Annotated in this window: 12 protein-coding genes; 3 read left to right on the plus strand and 9 right to left on the minus strand. The window is 39.6% G+C overall.

The window, feature by feature from the left end; genetic code table 11:
- Positions 1-83: 83 nt before the first annotated feature.
- On the minus strand, positions 84-749 hold the full coding sequence (locus JMW64_RS07325; protein WP_201553845.1) for a hypothetical protein: 666 nt from the start codon (positions 747-749) through the stop codon (positions 84-86).
- 251 nt (positions 750-1,000) lie between these two features.
- Between JMW64_RS07325 and JMW64_RS07330 the strand changes: the two genes are divergently transcribed.
- On the plus strand, positions 1,001-1,486 hold the full coding sequence (locus JMW64_RS07330; protein ID WP_201553846.1) for a hypothetical protein: 486 nt from the start codon (positions 1,001-1,003) through the stop codon (positions 1,484-1,486).
- Positions 1,487-2,768: 1,282 nt separating this feature from the next.
- On the plus strand, positions 2,769-4,037 hold the full coding sequence (locus tag JMW64_RS07335) for a tyrosine-type recombinase/integrase (RefSeq protein ID WP_193836979.1): 1,269 nt from the start codon (positions 2,769-2,771) through the stop codon (positions 4,035-4,037).
- Positions 4,038-4,283: 246 nt separating this feature from the next.
- Here the strand turns inward: JMW64_RS07335 and lldD are convergent, their stop codons facing one another.
- The 3 genes from lldD to JMW64_RS07350 all read right to left on the minus strand — a co-directional run bounded on the left by lldD (position 4,284) and on the right by JMW64_RS07350 (position 9,029).
- On the minus strand, positions 4,284-5,426 hold the full coding sequence (lldD, locus tag JMW64_RS07340) for an FMN-dependent L-lactate dehydrogenase LldD (RefSeq protein WP_193836978.1): 1,143 nt from the start codon (positions 5,424-5,426) through the stop codon (positions 4,284-4,286).
- A 127-nt stretch (positions 5,427-5,553) separates the two neighbouring features.
- The gene (gene dld / locus JMW64_RS07345) at positions 5,554-7,326 is read right to left on the minus strand and encodes a D-lactate dehydrogenase (RefSeq protein WP_445260950.1); all 1,773 of its coding nucleotides are present in this window, start codon (positions 7,324-7,326) and stop codon (positions 5,554-5,556) included.
- Positions 7,323-9,029: an L-lactate permease gene (locus JMW64_RS07350; protein ID WP_193007398.1), complete on the minus strand. Its 1,707-nt coding sequence runs from the start codon at positions 9,027-9,029 to the stop codon at positions 7,323-7,325. The genes dld and JMW64_RS07350 overlap by 4 nt, the downstream gene beginning before the upstream one ends.
- 294 nt (positions 9,030-9,323) lie before the next feature.
- Here JMW64_RS07350 and JMW64_RS07355 point away from each other — a divergent pair, with 294 nt between their 5' ends.
- Positions 9,324-10,229 carry a LysR family transcriptional regulator gene (locus tag JMW64_RS07355; RefSeq protein ID WP_201501268.1) on the plus strand — a complete coding sequence of 302 codons (906 nt, stop codon included), beginning with the start codon at positions 9,324-9,326 and terminating at the stop codon, positions 10,227-10,229.
- Between the two features lie 177 nt (positions 10,230-10,406).
- Here the strand turns inward: JMW64_RS07355 and JMW64_RS07360 are convergent, their stop codons facing one another.
- Genes JMW64_RS07360 through JMW64_RS07380 form a run of 5 tightly spaced genes read right to left on the minus strand, consistent with a single transcriptional unit; the run spans position 10,407 to position 16,292 of the window.
- Positions 10,407-11,033 (minus strand): condensin complex protein MksE, encoded by a 627-nt coding sequence (locus tag JMW64_RS07360; RefSeq protein ID WP_201553847.1) that lies wholly within the window; start codon positions 11,031-11,033, stop codon positions 10,407-10,409.
- Positions 11,034-11,074: 41 nt separating this feature from the next.
- Positions 11,075-12,442: a hypothetical protein gene (locus JMW64_RS07365; protein WP_193007400.1), complete on the minus strand. Its 1,368-nt coding sequence runs from the start codon at positions 12,440-12,442 to the stop codon at positions 11,075-11,077.
- Positions 12,432-15,017, minus strand: a complete 2,586-nt coding sequence (locus tag JMW64_RS07370; protein WP_201553848.1) for a hypothetical protein — start codon at positions 15,015-15,017, stop codon at positions 12,432-12,434. The genes JMW64_RS07365 and JMW64_RS07370 overlap by 11 nt, the downstream gene beginning before the upstream one ends.
- Before the next feature lie 29 nt (positions 15,018-15,046).
- Entirely contained in the window at positions 15,047-15,490 is a 444-nt protein-coding gene (locus JMW64_RS07375; RefSeq protein ID WP_201501272.1) for a hypothetical protein, read from the minus strand.
- A complete protein-coding gene (locus JMW64_RS07380; RefSeq protein WP_201553849.1) occupies positions 15,480-16,292 on the minus strand; it encodes a hypothetical protein in 813 nt (270 codons plus the stop codon). The genes JMW64_RS07375 and JMW64_RS07380 overlap by 11 nt, the downstream gene beginning before the upstream one ends.
- Positions 16,293-16,478 lie beyond the last annotated feature (186 nt).

A 16,478-nucleotide genomic window follows, 5' to 3' on the forward strand; every position in this document is an offset into this window, starting at 1 on the left:
AAGGACAGTGCATGGTTTCATGACACTGCCTTTTTTTTGGCTTATTTTTATTTTAAGCCTATGTTTTTATAGATAAAAAACATTTAAGTTGTCCATTGCTCATTCACAATAGCGACCAAATAGCGTTTACCTTCATACTCTTCAAACACTAAACGCATGATGCGCCAATCCATACCAGCGTATTCCTCCGAGCCTTTATGATAAAACTCGACAACCTCTGAATTGGGATAAATTTTCTTTAGGTTATTAATCATATTCCCACTGTGTTGGAACTCATTAATACTGATACTGGCATTGTTAAATTTGCTAGCATCAATCCACGTGTCTAAATATGTAGGTAGTGGCGTGACGAGTAGATCGCCCGTACCGTCTTTTTCACCCCAAGTAAAACGAATTTTAGACTGTTGCAAATATTGGGCGAATTGTTCACGGTTAAAGACTTTATCCGTCTCAGGACGCACATAGGCATACATCGAAAAACGGACGCCACGGGTTGGATGAATATCATTAGTGATGCGAGCGAAGTCTTTATTCGCAAGCGCGCGCTGAATACGTAAGGCTTGCTGCTTAAGGGTTTGCTGACTGATATCGGAGACAACAGGCGTTGATGAATGGCCGTTAGATTGATTTGGAGTGGCTATATTGGATTCAGCAGAAGATTGACAGCCAGTTGCTGCTAGCGCCAAAGCCAATGCGCAGCCAACGGTTAATTTAGATGAACGGTCTTTGAAAGTAGATAATAGGGTCATAAAGCATCCTTATCGCAGTGGTTAGCGAAATATACGTTACTGTGAATATAATTGGGCAAATTTCACAAGATTACTAAGCAAAAAGTTATTATTTAAAAGTTATTATTTAAAAGTTATTATTTAAAAGTTATTAAGTAATAGATCGTTTTTAATAGATAAACCGGAATGATACGATAATACAGCAGAGTCATAATATGGTTATGATGTAATGGTTTATAACACTTATATCATTGAAGCTCGTAGAGAACGCCATGCCAACACATTATTCACTGACGCTGCTAGCTATGGGACTGATAGCGACCAATTCTGCTATAGCTGATATAGCAGAGTCAACTCAGGCTTATGCAGCCATAAAAATAGCGACCATTAGCAACATGTATCAGCAAGACGTCAGCAATCAAGGCATGGATAATCCGGTCGTATTGCAACAGTATGCCGACCCAAATCTACAAGCCGCGATGCAGATTGAGCAAGACTATTTTGATAGAGAGAAAATATCTTGTCATGTTGATTATGATGTATTGTGGGATTCGCAAGATCCTGATTATGCCCAAGACAAGCAGTTTTCGATGACTGACCAAGGATTGGTGCAAGTGAGTTTGACACATGGCAGCAATGTCTATTATGAGTTGTCATGTAATGGTACCGGTGACGATGCTAATTGCCGAGTGGCAGATGTGATTTTAGATGAAGATGGCAAGTCTTTGCGCAAGCATTTACTAGAAACCTGTCGCTAGCTAATGCTGAGCATTATTTTTATTAATACCTAAATATAAAAAGTTATAAACCCTGAATAAAAATCACAGAGACAATCTTGAGAGCTTATAAATCGCACTGTATAAAACTATGGGCCTAACTTCTAAAGCTATTGGTTTGTTTTCGCATAATGTATATTATGTTAAATAAGCAATACCTGATAGTAAATTCATGGAATTATAATCAAACGGTAAATTATTAATCTGATTGATAATTTCTTGACCAAAATATGTACCACCTATCAAATAAATACTGTAATCACTCCTAACGTAACTACTAGCTGATATGTCTTGAAGGTTTAATACGCGGAGCCCTAATTGAGCTTAGTATATTAGATCAAGTCGCTAATAACCTCTTTGCATGTATTTCACAAACCTATGTGTTGTAGATACAGTAATTCTACCATTCATTCAAAGTTAATCTGTTCGATGAACTTGTTCCGACTATGGTTAATATGCTTATTACCTTCACCATGCATAGCTAGCCCTTTGCGTAGTCTCTTATTCTTAATCATCTGGCTCTTTGGTACGAATGCTTTTGCAATGCGTTAGGCATATAAAGATATCACTACCTATAGATTATTAGCTTAGCTCAAAAATCATCACTCTTTTGGTTATCTGTTACTTCATATCAATTCTAATAGCGCAGGTATGATCTTACAATGCTCCTACTTAGCCTGTCTGCAAGTCTGGTTTGGAACTACCTTATAGTGGCGAATATCATGACCAACTAAGCTGTAATACTTTTTGTTTTAAGTTATCAAAAACCCCTCACTATTCGTAATATAATTTCATCTAAAGCACTAATTTGACAACCGCCAAATTTGCACAGAACAGTACTATGCCCCTAATTTTTATATTCTGTGCACGTACAGGAGCATGGTTTTTGTCGAAAATATGTGCAATCAAATGCTAGGCAAAGCATCCATCTTATATTAACCTCAATTATTTGACCAAAATAACCATTAAAATAACCTAAAGCTCAATAAACGCATAGCCTACTCTTCCTTCAGTCGTTATACTATAATCATCCCCAAGTGAAGGTTGGGGATGATTCTACTTTACAACCTTCCATTTAAAGGGTTTTGTAAACTCACTAATGAATAACAGTGTCCATGTTAGTGTCCAATAGCTATCTACGTTTCCCAGAAGACGCTTCTCAGGATTTATAAAACGTGCGCAAAGATTGCTCTAAATCTAAGTATAGAGATAATAGATTAACATTCACAATTTACCTAGCTTATAAAGCTGACGGATGTACATCATGGCTGTCGATAATTTAAATGATATCAATAAACTTGAATGCCGAGATAAAGATTACTCGGTCAGTGTCTCAGGTATCGCGGGTTTAAGTATTCGTATTTATCCAAATGGTAAAAAGGAATACTACTTACGGTACGCTCATCCCCATATCGATGGTAAGCGCCCTAGAATGATGCTAGGTAAGGTCGAAGATATCAGTCTATATGAAGCTAAGTATAAAGCAGAAACTATACTTAGCATGGTCGCACAAGGCTCCGACCCTAAAGCCATTCATAAAAAAGAGCAAGTCAATAAGTATGCTCATCTAAAGAACGCCACATTTTCTGAAATCACACAAGCGTGGCGAGATCACAAAACGTCAAGTCGTCACCATAGTAAATCTAGAAAGCGCGCGTTTAGTGACTCAACCCTTAAATTTTGGGATTTGTGTCTAGGATACATGTGCCAAGAAATTGGCGACTTAAGAATGAATGATATCACGAGCGAGATGATATTGAGTGTATGTGAGGCGATTCAAAACAATGAAAATCAAGCAACCTTCGTTGGTGCCAGCACTCGGCTTTATACTGAAAAAGTCTTCTCATTTGCTGTCGCAAGAGGATTATGCGATAGAAATGTAGCTATTGATACACGTGGCGAGCTCGCACCTGCCAGTTCAGGCAACCACTTACCAGCCATTACCAAGCCTGATCAGTTTGCTACCCTCCTGAACGATATGTCCCATTTCAAAGGTGCAAGTAAAACCACATTAGAAGCGATGAATTTACTACCGTATGTCTTTGTGCGTAGTATCGATTTGCGGTCTATGCGTTGGCAAGATATAGATTGGGATAATAAGCTATGGGAGTTTTCTCCTACTAAAGGCGAAGGTCGTGATGACATGGTATCTCATTTAGTTGTACCACTAGCCACTCAAGTAATTGAGCGCTTACGAAAAATACAAGCAATCACAGGTCACAAAGAACATGTATTTGCATCGATACGTGTCTCAAGCAATCCTTATATTAGCAAAGCAACACTAGTACAAATATTTCATAGGCTTGGCTACAAAGATGTGCAATGCGCTCATGGCTTTCGAGCATCAGCTAAAACCTTACTTATGGAGCAACCTGAGTTGCGTTATTCAGATATCGTGACCGAGCTGCAATTAGGACATCGAATAAAGGATACGCATGGCGGCGCTTATAACCGATTAGATGAAATTGATACTCGAATACTGATGATGCAAGATTGGGCTGATTATATAGATAAGCTCCGGGGTTCAACGTAATACTTACTTTACGTTAATAATATACCTATTAGCATTCACAATGCACAATAAGCCCTTTGCATAGCATCTCATTCCCAGTCATCACATAACAACCAAAACACCCTAACATTCTATTGTTGGTAGCCTAGATATTGGAATTTCTGCAACCTCGCGCTTGTGATCAACGACCAATCTGACGGCTTCTAATCTCCGGTATCTTATCTGCATGAGCTCACTTCATGTACTGACAAACTCTATAGCCTCAGTTTAATTATCCAGTTTTACCAAACAGTCAGAATTAATATCAGCAATCGTTTTGGCACCAGTCAAGGTCATTGCGACGCGTATTTCTTTATCTAGCAGTTCTAACAAATTGCTTACCCCTGCACCGCCATCCGCTGCTAAAGCATAAATAAAAGCGCGCCCTAGCATGCAAATATCAGCGCCCAAAGCCAACATACGCACAATATCTAAGCCATTACGTATGCCAGAGTCGGCTAAAATTTTAATCTCTCCTTTAACCGCATCGGCAATAGGAGGCAGCGCCCGTGCACTGGATAAAACACCGTCCAGTTGTCGCCCACCATGATTGGATACGACTATGCCGTCTGCCCCAAAACGCACCGCATCTTTGGCATCTTCTGGGTCCAAAATACCTTTGATGACCATAGGCCCATCCCAGTACTCGCGAATCCAATCTAAATCTTTCCAAGAAATAGAGGGGTCAAAGTTATTACCTAGCCAGCCTATATAGTCTTCCAATCCTGTTGTCTTGCCTAAATAAGTAGAGATATTACCCAGATCGTGCGGACGGCCATTCAGTCCTACATCCCATGCCCATTGCGGATGCATCACAGACTGGAAGTAACGGCGCATAGCGGCATTTTTACCGCTCATACCAGAGTGCATATCTCGGTAGCGTGCCCCTGGTACCGGCATATCCACCGTGAAAACCAAGGTCGAACACCCCGCCGCTTTGGCACGCTCCAAGGCATTTTTCATAAAACCTCGGTCCTTTAATACGTAAAGCTGAAACCACATTGGACGGTTAATTTTAGGCACTACTTCCTCAATCGGACAAACCGAAACTGTCGACATGGTAAACGGAATGCCTTTTTGATCGGCTGCCATAGCGGCCTGCACTTCTCCGCGGCGGGCATACATACCTGTCAGACCTACGGGTGACAACGCGACAGGCATAGACAGAGTTTCATTAAATAACTGCGTCTCGAGACTAAGCTGTGACATATCATTCAGTACACGTTGTCTAAGGGCAATTTTTGATAAATCTTCAACATTATGTTTTAAGGTATATTCCTCATAAGCACCGCCATCTATATAATGAAATAGAAATGGTGGCAGTCGGCGCTTGGCAGCAGCCCTGTAGTCGTTTGGAGATGAAATAATCATACGCTTGCCCTTATTCTGTTAGATATCTATGTAATATTTTTGAATCTCTAATTATTTATTGATTAGTGCTAAACGATGGATGCAATTGGCTTGTTTTTGAAGCAGCAAGCTTAGCCCAAACTGCCTATTACAAACAGCACGAGCAGTTACGTTTGGTTTTTGACATTTTACCGATGCCGGGATTAAAGCTATTGGTTGGGTCTAGACTTTTATAGAAATTCTGCAAATCAGGCTCTGCTTCGTATAGATGACCGACATTATGCTCAGCAGGATATTTGGCTCCGCGTGCGCTCAATAGCTCTAACATCATCTTTTTAACAAGCTTGGCATCACTGCCCTTCTTTAATATATAGTCTTGATGAAACACATAACAAAAGAAATGTCCGTAATACAGCTTCTTTTCTAAGTGTTTTTCAATGTCTTCAGGCAAGCTTTCAAGCCACTCTAGCTCGTTACGTGGTATGGCAATATCCAGCGCTAATATCTCACCGACCTCTTTTTCATGTATAACTTCATAGCGTAATGCGGCACCGGCTGCGGCAAAACGATTTAAAAGCGCGCTTTCTGATTCTTCCTGACTACATTCAAAATAGTTACCCGTGTCCGACGCATCAAAAAACGTCTTCAGAAAATCTTGAGCCTCTGCTATCCCTTCATCACTCATTTTTATGATGAGGTGATGCTCGTATTGATTACGGTACTCCATCATGCGCTTGGGCAAATGCTTTGGAAATAGAGTAGCGATAAACTGCATGACTTTGTCAGTGAAATGCTTTGGCATCCATGACCACTTATGAAATTTTGCATCCATAGCGCCTTTGATAGAGAACAGTCTAGGTAAAGCATTTGTACCGAGATGCTTGATACTCAAGAACGTGTCTTTACCGTATTTAGCGGAGACATCAAATATATCACGATGCATATACTCGCCCACTTCAGGGATATTGTCGAAGCGGGATAGTATCTGTCTTCTGAGCTGTGCAAGCTCACTCACACTGTTGGTGCCTATGTAGAAAGTTTGCTCTTTTGCCGCTATTGGATAAGTGTCAAGACGTACTGCAAATACGGCAAGCTTGCCAGCACAGCCGCTTGCTTCATACAGTCTGCGCTTGTCCGCATTAAAGCGACTGGGCGTGCTTGCATCAACATCTTTTACTCGGGCGATGTACTCTCTGTCAGATGCGAGCTTACCAGTGTCAGGTAATTCTCTTCTATCAAAATGACCGTTTTGCAAATTCGTTAATATTTCTTCAGGAGTATCACCCAACTTAACGTCTAGATGATTGACTAGCACCAGTTGACCGTGTTCATTTATTTGGGCAAACAATGCAAGCTCGGTGTAAGCAGGCCCTCTTTTAACCAGAGCTCCACCAGAGTTATTAGATATACCACCAATAATAGACGCACCTAACGTCGAGGAACCGATGACAGAGTGAGGCGCTCTATTGACAGCATTAAGCTGACTTTGCAACTGATGCAATGTCGCCCCAGACAAGCTAATCACTTGCTCGCCATCATTCACCAAATACAACTGGTTTATGGCAAGCGTATTAATCACCACAACGGGTCTATCGTAGTCATTACCGCTTGGTGTTGAGCCTTCAGTCAGGCCTGTTTTTGCCGCTTGCATAATGATAATACAGTCGCCTTCAACGCACACTTCTAGGCTACGCCAAATGTCCAGCAATGTTTGCGGAAACAAAACCGCTAAGGCACTGCCGCCACCAGAGCGCCACCCCATTCTATAGTGCTCATTTTTCTCTGGATCAGCTTGTACATTACTCGCGCCTAGCAAGTTGGTTAGTTTATCTAACACCTGATCAGGACTAAGCATGCCTTGAGAAGCTTGATTTGACGAAGATATATGACGCTCCTTATCTTGTAATGGTGTGTCACTCATGATGCCAAGGGACCTTGAAAACCAAAAATATAAATGGCGGCCATGACGATGATGCCACAGAACAACACATAGTATATGGTGGGTAAAATAGTACGCCTAAGTGTGGCGCCCTCCATACCAAGTAAACCCACCGTTGCTGATGCAGCCACCACGTTATGTATGGCAACCATATTACCGGCTGCGGCACCAACCGCTTGCGCTGCGATGATTAGAGAAGGTGAAATATGTAAGCTCATGGCGGCTTCATATTGGAATTGACTGAACATCATATTAGATACGGTATTAGAGCCTGCGATAAATGCACCTAAAGCACCAATGGTTGCACTAATCAATGGAAAAACATTGCCAAAAGTACCTGAAAACAACTCTGCACTGGCGACTGGCATACTCGCCACATCTGATAAGTTTATGCCTGAATTAATAAAAATTCTAACCATTGGAATCGTAAAGATAAGTACAAAACCTGCCCCTAACACAGTCTTACCTGATTCTTTAAAGGCACTGTTTAGTGCGCTGACGGGCTTTCTAGTTTGAAAAGCGGCGGCAACCAAAGCACTAATTAGTAACAAGCCGCCCGGTAAGTATAAAGGACTAAAACTGGCACTGATATCTGTCTCACCTAAAATCGAGGTTAGGTCTACTGCTACACTGTTAAGTAAAGACTGAAAGCCTGTAAATACTCTTGAAAACACCAGTAAAAGGGCAACCAATAAATAAGGGAACCACGCCATAAGGGTGGACATCTTCTTATCACTCAAGGTTAGCGTAATATCTTCTTTACTGACCACTAACTTACCAAGCCATTCACTCGGCCAGTTTTTTTGCGGTTCAAAATCCCATGTGGTTTTTGGTACCAAAAACCCTCTTTTAGCAGCATTAACAACGACAGTAATACTGACCAAGCCACCGACCAGTGACGGAAACTCTGGCCCTAAAAAAACACCGGTTATCATATAAGGGATTGTAAATGCCAAGCCTGCAAAAATTGCAAACGGCCAAATCGCAAAGCCTTCCCGCCAGCTTTTGTTTTTACCAAAGAAGCGAGTGAGCATCATCACCATAAAAAGTGGCATAAACGTACCAATGACACCGTGAATAATGGCGACTTGACTGGTAATCAGTTGTAAAAATTCGCCCCACTGTACTCCTTGTTGTGCCAGTTGAGCACTAATGGCAGCTTTATCTAACCCATCATTTACCCCTATCACAATAGGCGTACCGACCGCACCAAATGATACAGGTGTACTTTGTATCATCATTCCCATCAACACCGCACCCAGCGCCGGAAATCCTACTGCCACCAGCAAAGGCGCTGCAATAGCGGCAGCTGTACCAAAACCAGAGGCGCCCTCAAGAAAGCAACCAAAGCACCATGCAATAATAATGGCTTGCACACGCCTATCTGGCGATACATTAGTAAACCCAGCACGGATAACGGCGATTGCACCAGTATGTTTTAATGTATTCAACAAAAAAATAGCACCAAAGACTATCCACAATACCGAAACCGTAATGACCAAACCCTGAATAATAGATGATGACACTCGGTTAAGCGTCATATCCCATATAAAAATGGCAAGCGCAGCGGTAACCACTAAAATGATAGGCATTGTTTTTTTAGCTGACCATTGCAAACCTATCAGAAAAATACCACAGAGAACGATTGGCAGTAATGCCAAAAGCCCATATATTGTTTGATTCAAAATTACATCCTTTTGATTGTGTGATCTTCCTTGAACTAAGTCATCGAAGCCTTTATTTTGACGAATCTATGATGACTAAGTTGTATTAAATATTCACAAATAGGGACTGCTTATTTACTAAAGCTGTCTTGTAGACAAAGCCGAGCACGACTTGCGACAGTTTATGTCCCAATGTTAAAAATGCCCTGAAATAGTCTACGCCTTGTTAATTCATTGATATATTGCATCAATGGACAATGTTATTTTCCTTTTTTGCTATAATTAGAAACACATTACTAAAATTGGAGAACAAGTGTGACCAAAGCTGACGACATGATTTTATTCGTTCAAGTTGTCGAAGAAGGGTCATTCTCTAGAGTCGCTGAAAAATTATCATTGACGAACTCGGTAGTGAGCAAGCGCATTGCGAGATTAGAAGAGAACTTAAATATACAACTGCTTTATAGAACCACTAGAAAGTTGAGCTTAACCGATGCAGGCAGGGCGCTTTATAACAAAGCTAAAATTGCTAAATCCGCCTTTCAAGAAGCTGAAAATGCTGTCACGGGTTACGGCGAAGATATGAAAGGTCATATACGTATAACCATGCCTGTGGTCTCTGCGAATTTCATATTTAGCGAATCTATTGCCGAATTCTGTAAACAACACCCTGAAGTATCAGTAGAGTTACAAATTACCAATCGATTGGTTGACTTGATAGAGGAAGGATTTGATTTGGCACTAAGGACCGCTGTGCTTGAAGATTCTTCACTCATTGCAAGGCGCCTTATAGATAGCCAGTGGATTATATGCGCGACTCCAGCCTATTTAGAGCAACATGGTGCGCCTCAAACTCCTGAACAGTTACAAAATCATGAGTGCTTGGTTTATAAGTTTGATAATACGGCTAACAGTACATGGCCGCTATATATAGACGGCAAAGAGCAATTAATATCTGTCCCTGGTCGGTTTCATAGCAATCATCTGAGTGCAATTAAACAAGCCGCGCTTAGCGATTTAGGTATCGCTTTTTTACCACAAGTGTTGATCTATGAGGAGATACAGAAAAATACACTCACGCAGATTTTACAATGTTTTACCAGCAAGAAGCTGGGGCTATATGCGGTTTATCCTAAGGCCAGACAACCGGATCAAAAGTTAAAACTGCTCGTTGCACATTTACGAGACTCATTACATCAAAAACAGGCTTACTACTACTAAGTAATAAGCCTGTTTTTGATGTATATAAAAAAACTAATAAAGCGGTCTTAAAATTAAAGAGATAGTGAAGAGTTTTTTATGGGCAATAAAAACTGATTGATGAGCCAAATATAATTATCATATTAGCTACATTGGCAAGTTAGGTAATCAAGTCATAACACATTGCTGTTCTGAATATTAACTTGCTTGCGTATCTATTGTCGTATTATCTTCTTCATTTGCTAGCTCAGACTCAGTGTCAAACTTACGCTGAATCTCCTGATAAAAAGAATGGCCTGCGTTGGTTAATATATAAGCTTTTTTGCTAGGTACTTCAATCATAATATCTCGATGAACCAATAGTTTCATAACCACGTCTTGTAACGTCCGCTCACCTTTTGTGATGAGTTTGGACTTCTCCAATATCTCTTTAACATGAGGCATGTCTGCCATTTTCAAAAAATCATCTTCAGTCAAGCCACCACTTTTTGCATTGGTTAATTTACTGAGTTTAAATTTATGGTGATTAATATATTGACCAATAACAAGCAACATAGTCATCGCTTTCATTGCTAGTTCAGTTTTTGTGCCATCTAGCGTGCCTGTAGCAACGATGCAAATATACTCAGGATCATTTATTGGTGCAATAACCAGATGATAACCGCTCATTTTATACTGTTTAACGTATTCATCTTTATTGTCTATTATCTCAATAAATAATGGATTAACGGTGTCATCACCTGCATTATCAAGGAGATGTTTATTGAGCATCTTTCCATTCATTAAATGGCTATATATCTCTTTGCTTAATGTGTAATTTGCCATAATAGCGTGCTACCTGTCTATTTGAAGTAACGTTAGGATGTTTAAAGTGAGGCTTCTGCATAATCCCAAATGATATAATCAAGATAATAAACACCATCATCAATCCTATCACGATCGTTGCGGCGCTGAGACACACATGCGTCATCCAGTGCACTTAAAAAGTATTCGAGCGCATACAAAAAATCTATTATGCCCGCATTAGGCAATAACTCCTGTAGCTTCTGCCACACATAGCGTTGTACATTCTCAATCATATTATCCACTGCTATCTCATATAACGTTATACTCAATATTTGTTCGCAGCGTTCCTCTTCAATGTCAATCTCTAGTGGTAACGCACGTAAGGGATTATCCAGCTTTTGCTTCAACGGACGTCTGAGCATCATCTCATAATAATTATTAAAATGATCCAGTCCCCTACTTGGTGAATAGTTAAAACGTTTCTCGTACTTTTTTTTATGATCTTCTAAACCATCAAAGGTTGTGGCAAGCTTGAATACCTCGCTGTCCGCATTTAAGTATTTATTCTGATGGCGTCCATGCCTTAAAGGCACTAGCGATTCAACCAACACCCCAAAAGCGCGCTCCATACTCAAAAAGAACTCTCTTTCTTGTGCTAAATTCACCAAATAAGCGTTTAAACGACTGGCAATGGCTCTGATGTCTTTGTAATAACAGAAGATAGCGCCAACGCGAAACTGTAGTGTTCTCGCCTTGTCTACTTCCCCTATTTCTTCAAAATAATGCTCAAGATCTTTTAAGGTTTCTGATAGATTTTTAGTCCCTTTTAATTCAAGGCTTGGGTTAATAAACTCAAGGCAAGGCGTGATGTTACGATGATATACATGCTGCGCTCTATGAAATAACTCATCTAAACCCGTCTCTAATGAGCCCATTTCACGGCTTTTATACATATCTGCAATTTCATCGACACGGTAATCTAGGACTCGCATATTTTCAGAGATATCTACTTGAATGTCGCTAAGTTTTTCATAGAAAAAAGCATAAGTCTCTTTAAAGTTAATACCCTCAATGGGCAAAGTCGTCAACTCATTTGCCAGTCGAACGACGTCTTGTCGATGCGATTCAAAAGGTTGAGAATCTAATTGTTTTTTGCGAGAAATATCCAGCCATACTAAGATGTTATAAATGTCTTTTGATAGCGTTACCATATTGGTTAAACCATCAATATTAACGAATACATTCGCCTGCAATAATGCCTCGACACTTAAGATATCTTTTAAGGCATAGTCATCATCTTGATAAATAACTTGTTCGTAAAATTTCAGATACGCTGTCATAGGAAACTGTAACGCTGTCTCGTTGGCATTAATCACATCAACGAATCTAAAAAAATGGGATTTATGCTTTAATATACCTGCTAATATCGCTTCTCGATTAATGACCATGCACAACCCTCCCCTGACGGTTGATTTGGCTCGGCATAATATGGAAGATACAATCACGAGATTTGGGCTTGCCATCGAGCAAGCTTTTATCAACTCGAATGTAATTAGGGATATAGCGTAGGGTGTCTGCATGCAAGCCCGGATTGGCGCATATAATAGTGAATCCAGCATTGCTTACCTGTTCAACAATGGTCTTGATATTATCTTTGTCAATGGTGCCCACTTCATCCACAATAATAGGCATGCGTAAGCTACTGCCTTTTTGGAAAGCTTCACTAAACAGCAATGTGGCAATTAAGGCGGTAATGGTACTGGTCGTACCGCCTGATTGTGACTTTTGTTCGATTTCACCCGTCGCCTGCGTATACTCGTAATCAATACTATCAATCAAATTACGCATTTTTAAACGTTGACTGTTTGAATGGCTAGTCTTTTCAACATAGTTGATAAGTGATTCATAAAAGCGCTCATCTAAAAGACTAGTTTGATTGGCATTGTGCTTAGCATAGGTACGCTCCAAATTCGCAAAATCAGGTGCTAAGTTAAGCTTAAGAGAGACTTGATGTAAGTTAGATATCTTATGCTCATTCAATTTTTTATTGAGGGAGCTAATCGTCGTACGTAGTAATCCAGCCGAATCTGTAATTTCTTTTAATAAGTTATCAATCACACTATTATGGGTTTTTATTTTGTCATGATAATTGCTTTTTTGAAATTCAAGCGTATCAAAGGAGTTTTTGTATTGCTGAATCACCTCTCCCAGACTATTGATACCTTCAATACGCTGGTGCGGATTAATACCCTCTACCAAAACCACTTCTGTAAAATCTGACACTTTGCTGACAAGCCTGTTAATACGCTCACTTAGCCCGCCTATGCTATTGGCGATTGTAGATGCCGCATTTAAATTAATCTCAATATCATTATTTTCTAAATATGATGCTATCTCAGGATCGTCTTCCGCTAGATAAGGCAATCCCTGCGATTTTCTCACACCTGCCAGCAGACTTGTAATGCTTTCAGCCTCTTTACCAAAGCTAATAATGTCATCGAACTGCTCTACGATTTGATTGTACTTACTGTCTGTTGATGCTTTAGATTGCTCGTTAATGGCTAGCAGGTCTTGATCCTCTGCCAGCGCCTTGTCTTTTTGGCTTATTTGCTGTGTTTTATCCTCTATCTGACTTTTGATCAAGGATAATCCTTCAAGTAGCGTAATATTGGTATCAAGCTCTACTATCTGCTCCTTAAGGGTTTGTTTTTTCCCCTCAGTAATCTTTTTACCTATGTCTGTATCAAACTGAGACAGTGCGCTGTTTAACTCTCCAATCTCTTGGCTCAATGTAAACGCTTCTTTCTTATCTTGTGTAATAGTTTTTTCAAACTGGGAGCGCTGTTTATCAGCATCATAAGGGTGATAAAATGTATTAGGTAAAGTGCACGATAAAAAGGACAAATGATTAGCATCATCAACCGTAAACAGCGCCGTAAAATCACTAATTTGACGTAGAGCTTCCTCCGTCAATGGGCTATTAGCGGTAATATTTAAAAAATCCTCATTAATACTGCCTAATATATGAGCGCTATGGGAGGGTAACTGATTGGCAAGTAACAAGTCATGATTATCAAGTCCGTTTTGAGCGGATTTTATTTTTTCCTCTAAGTCCTGTTTCTGCTTATTCTTTTGCTGAATTAAAATAACTGTATTTTCTTTAGCTTGCATGGCTTTAAAAGTTTCGTCATACCTATGACGTTGGATAGTCATTTCAGCAATAATATCTTGTGGGCTTTTGTGAGAAAATTGACCTAATATTTTCTCAGCTTTGATTTTCTGTTGCTGCAGCTGTGCTACTTCCTCTTTTAATGCTTTGTGCAGTGTACCCAATCTAGTAATCTCATTTGCAACTTGCTTTACTTCTTCTATGGCATGATTGCGTTCTCTCTCAATGTCTTCCTTTCTAGCACCAATAGCGATTTTATCTTGAGCATACTGCTGCTGCTTTAATTTAAATTCTCGTAAAAATGCCGTGTACTCTAAGACCGCATGTTTTGCATCCAGATGTAGAGCATCAAACTGCTTTTGAATAAATTCATAGTCGTCTTTATTCTCCGTTAAGCTTTTAATCTTTAAACTTTCTTCAAATAGCTGCGCGCGCTCTATCTTAAGGTCATGTACATTTTCGTTCAGCTTCTCTTTGTCTCGTCCCCGCTGCATCTCGATAATAGTCGCAATAGCATTGGGCAATTTCTTTTTCTCATCCTTACCAGCATCAAACGCTAATTCATAAACTTTGACAAAAGAGCGAATAGACGCCTCTTTTTGGTCTTTAATCGGCACCACACAAAAATGGCTGGTCTTAGATCCTCTATTACCATACATCACATTTTGTAATTCTTGCTTGGTGGTGAGGTGTAATCCACCCAGTTTTTTCTGTATCTCTATCAGGCTTTTAATACCTAACTCATCAGCAAAGTAATTGGTCTGCTCATTCCATATGAACGGCTTTATCTCTTCATAAGGCACAGGGAAGAACAAACGATGGTATTTATAATCTCCAACACGGTATAGCAGCATCGTAAATAAACCAGCGTGGTTCTTTACTTCTACGGCGATAAAAGATTCACTGATTGGAAAATAATGTTTGTAAGACTCTTCCTTGCTGTAGGAATCATTTGCTTTGTTCGTAAAGTTAAATTTGCTTTGTTCGTAAAGTTAAATTTGCTTTCACAGTTATTAAAATTGACCTCAGGGTATAAAATAAGCTTAGTCGCGGCGAGACTAGAGGTTTTGCCGCGGTTATTTTTACCAAGTAGTACTAAAGGCTCGTCGATGGGTATCTCTGAGTAAGCATGACTTGCGGAGTTAACTAAAACAATCTTATTAAGAGAATAGTTGAGTCTAAAGTCATCATTCAAATAGTCATCAATACCCTGTTCTAAGTCATTGTCGATCAATGGACTATCTTTATGATCCATAGTAGGGGCATTTATATTGTGAGCCGTAAGCTCATTAAAAGACAGGTGATGAGTATTAAAATCAGTAGCCATACAAATATGCCTCTTGTTCTAAGATAGTATTATGTTTTTTAATAATGCGTATGCAGGGGAGCAGTGCTTGAGGCATATTCTCATCAAGGTTGTATACCTTTTGCATATATTCGGGCGAACATTTATCAATAACTTGCTTAAGGCGAGACTCGACATCATTTGGAATGACAAAGTGAATCTCCATGCTTGATGGCAAGTTATTAATCAGTGAGGTTGCCGTTTTAATGCCGCCCAAGTCAAGATCTAGACATAAATACAAGGTGTTATAAAGACTTAAAAATGGAAGGTGTAAGCTATTAGTAATCTCTGTCCCTGCACCAAAGATGACGTCAATGTCTTTACGCATATCCTCAGTAATTTGGTAGTGTTCGCTCAAAAACTTAAATGTTTTATCGCTATGAATAAACAGCTCTCTGTTTTCTAATATTAACGCAGACTTATTGGTTTGATATTTAGGAATCCTACCGTCGTCTTTGAATATCAGAACGTCAGGATGGTTTTGGTATTTTTGGATAAGGAGTAGTGAGCCATTTACTTTAAATGCATGGCTATTATTTTGCATTGCTCCTGAGACTCTATCTTCGCCTTGACTCTCAGCATAATGGTGTAAAAAAGCCAACTTTTCAGGGTTGATATAACTTAGGATGTAAGTATGTGCACCCTTTTTAACCGATTGTAGGTCAGACTCGGCAAATCCATCAAAGGATGAAATAGACGCTATTAATTTCTGAAAAGCTCTAAGATTAATAGCTTCACCAGCGTCTATTTTTTCCAAATAGTTTTTTAAGGTTTTCGCAGCCATATATTAAATCTTTTTTAATAGTCATATTAAAAACCGGCAACCGCAGATCATGCAAGTAGTACAACGAAGGGAGCATCATATCTAACAGTTTAGTATTTCGCTGACTATATCATATCAGCACAGTCTCAGACATTAATAGAATAAAAGCGAGAAATACAATGACTTCACGAAGTAAATAAAAAGTTT

It is taken from the genome of Psychrobacter immobilis (assembly GCF_904846065.1).
GTDB lineage: Bacteria > Pseudomonadota > Gammaproteobacteria > Pseudomonadales > Moraxellaceae > Psychrobacter > Psychrobacter immobilis_H.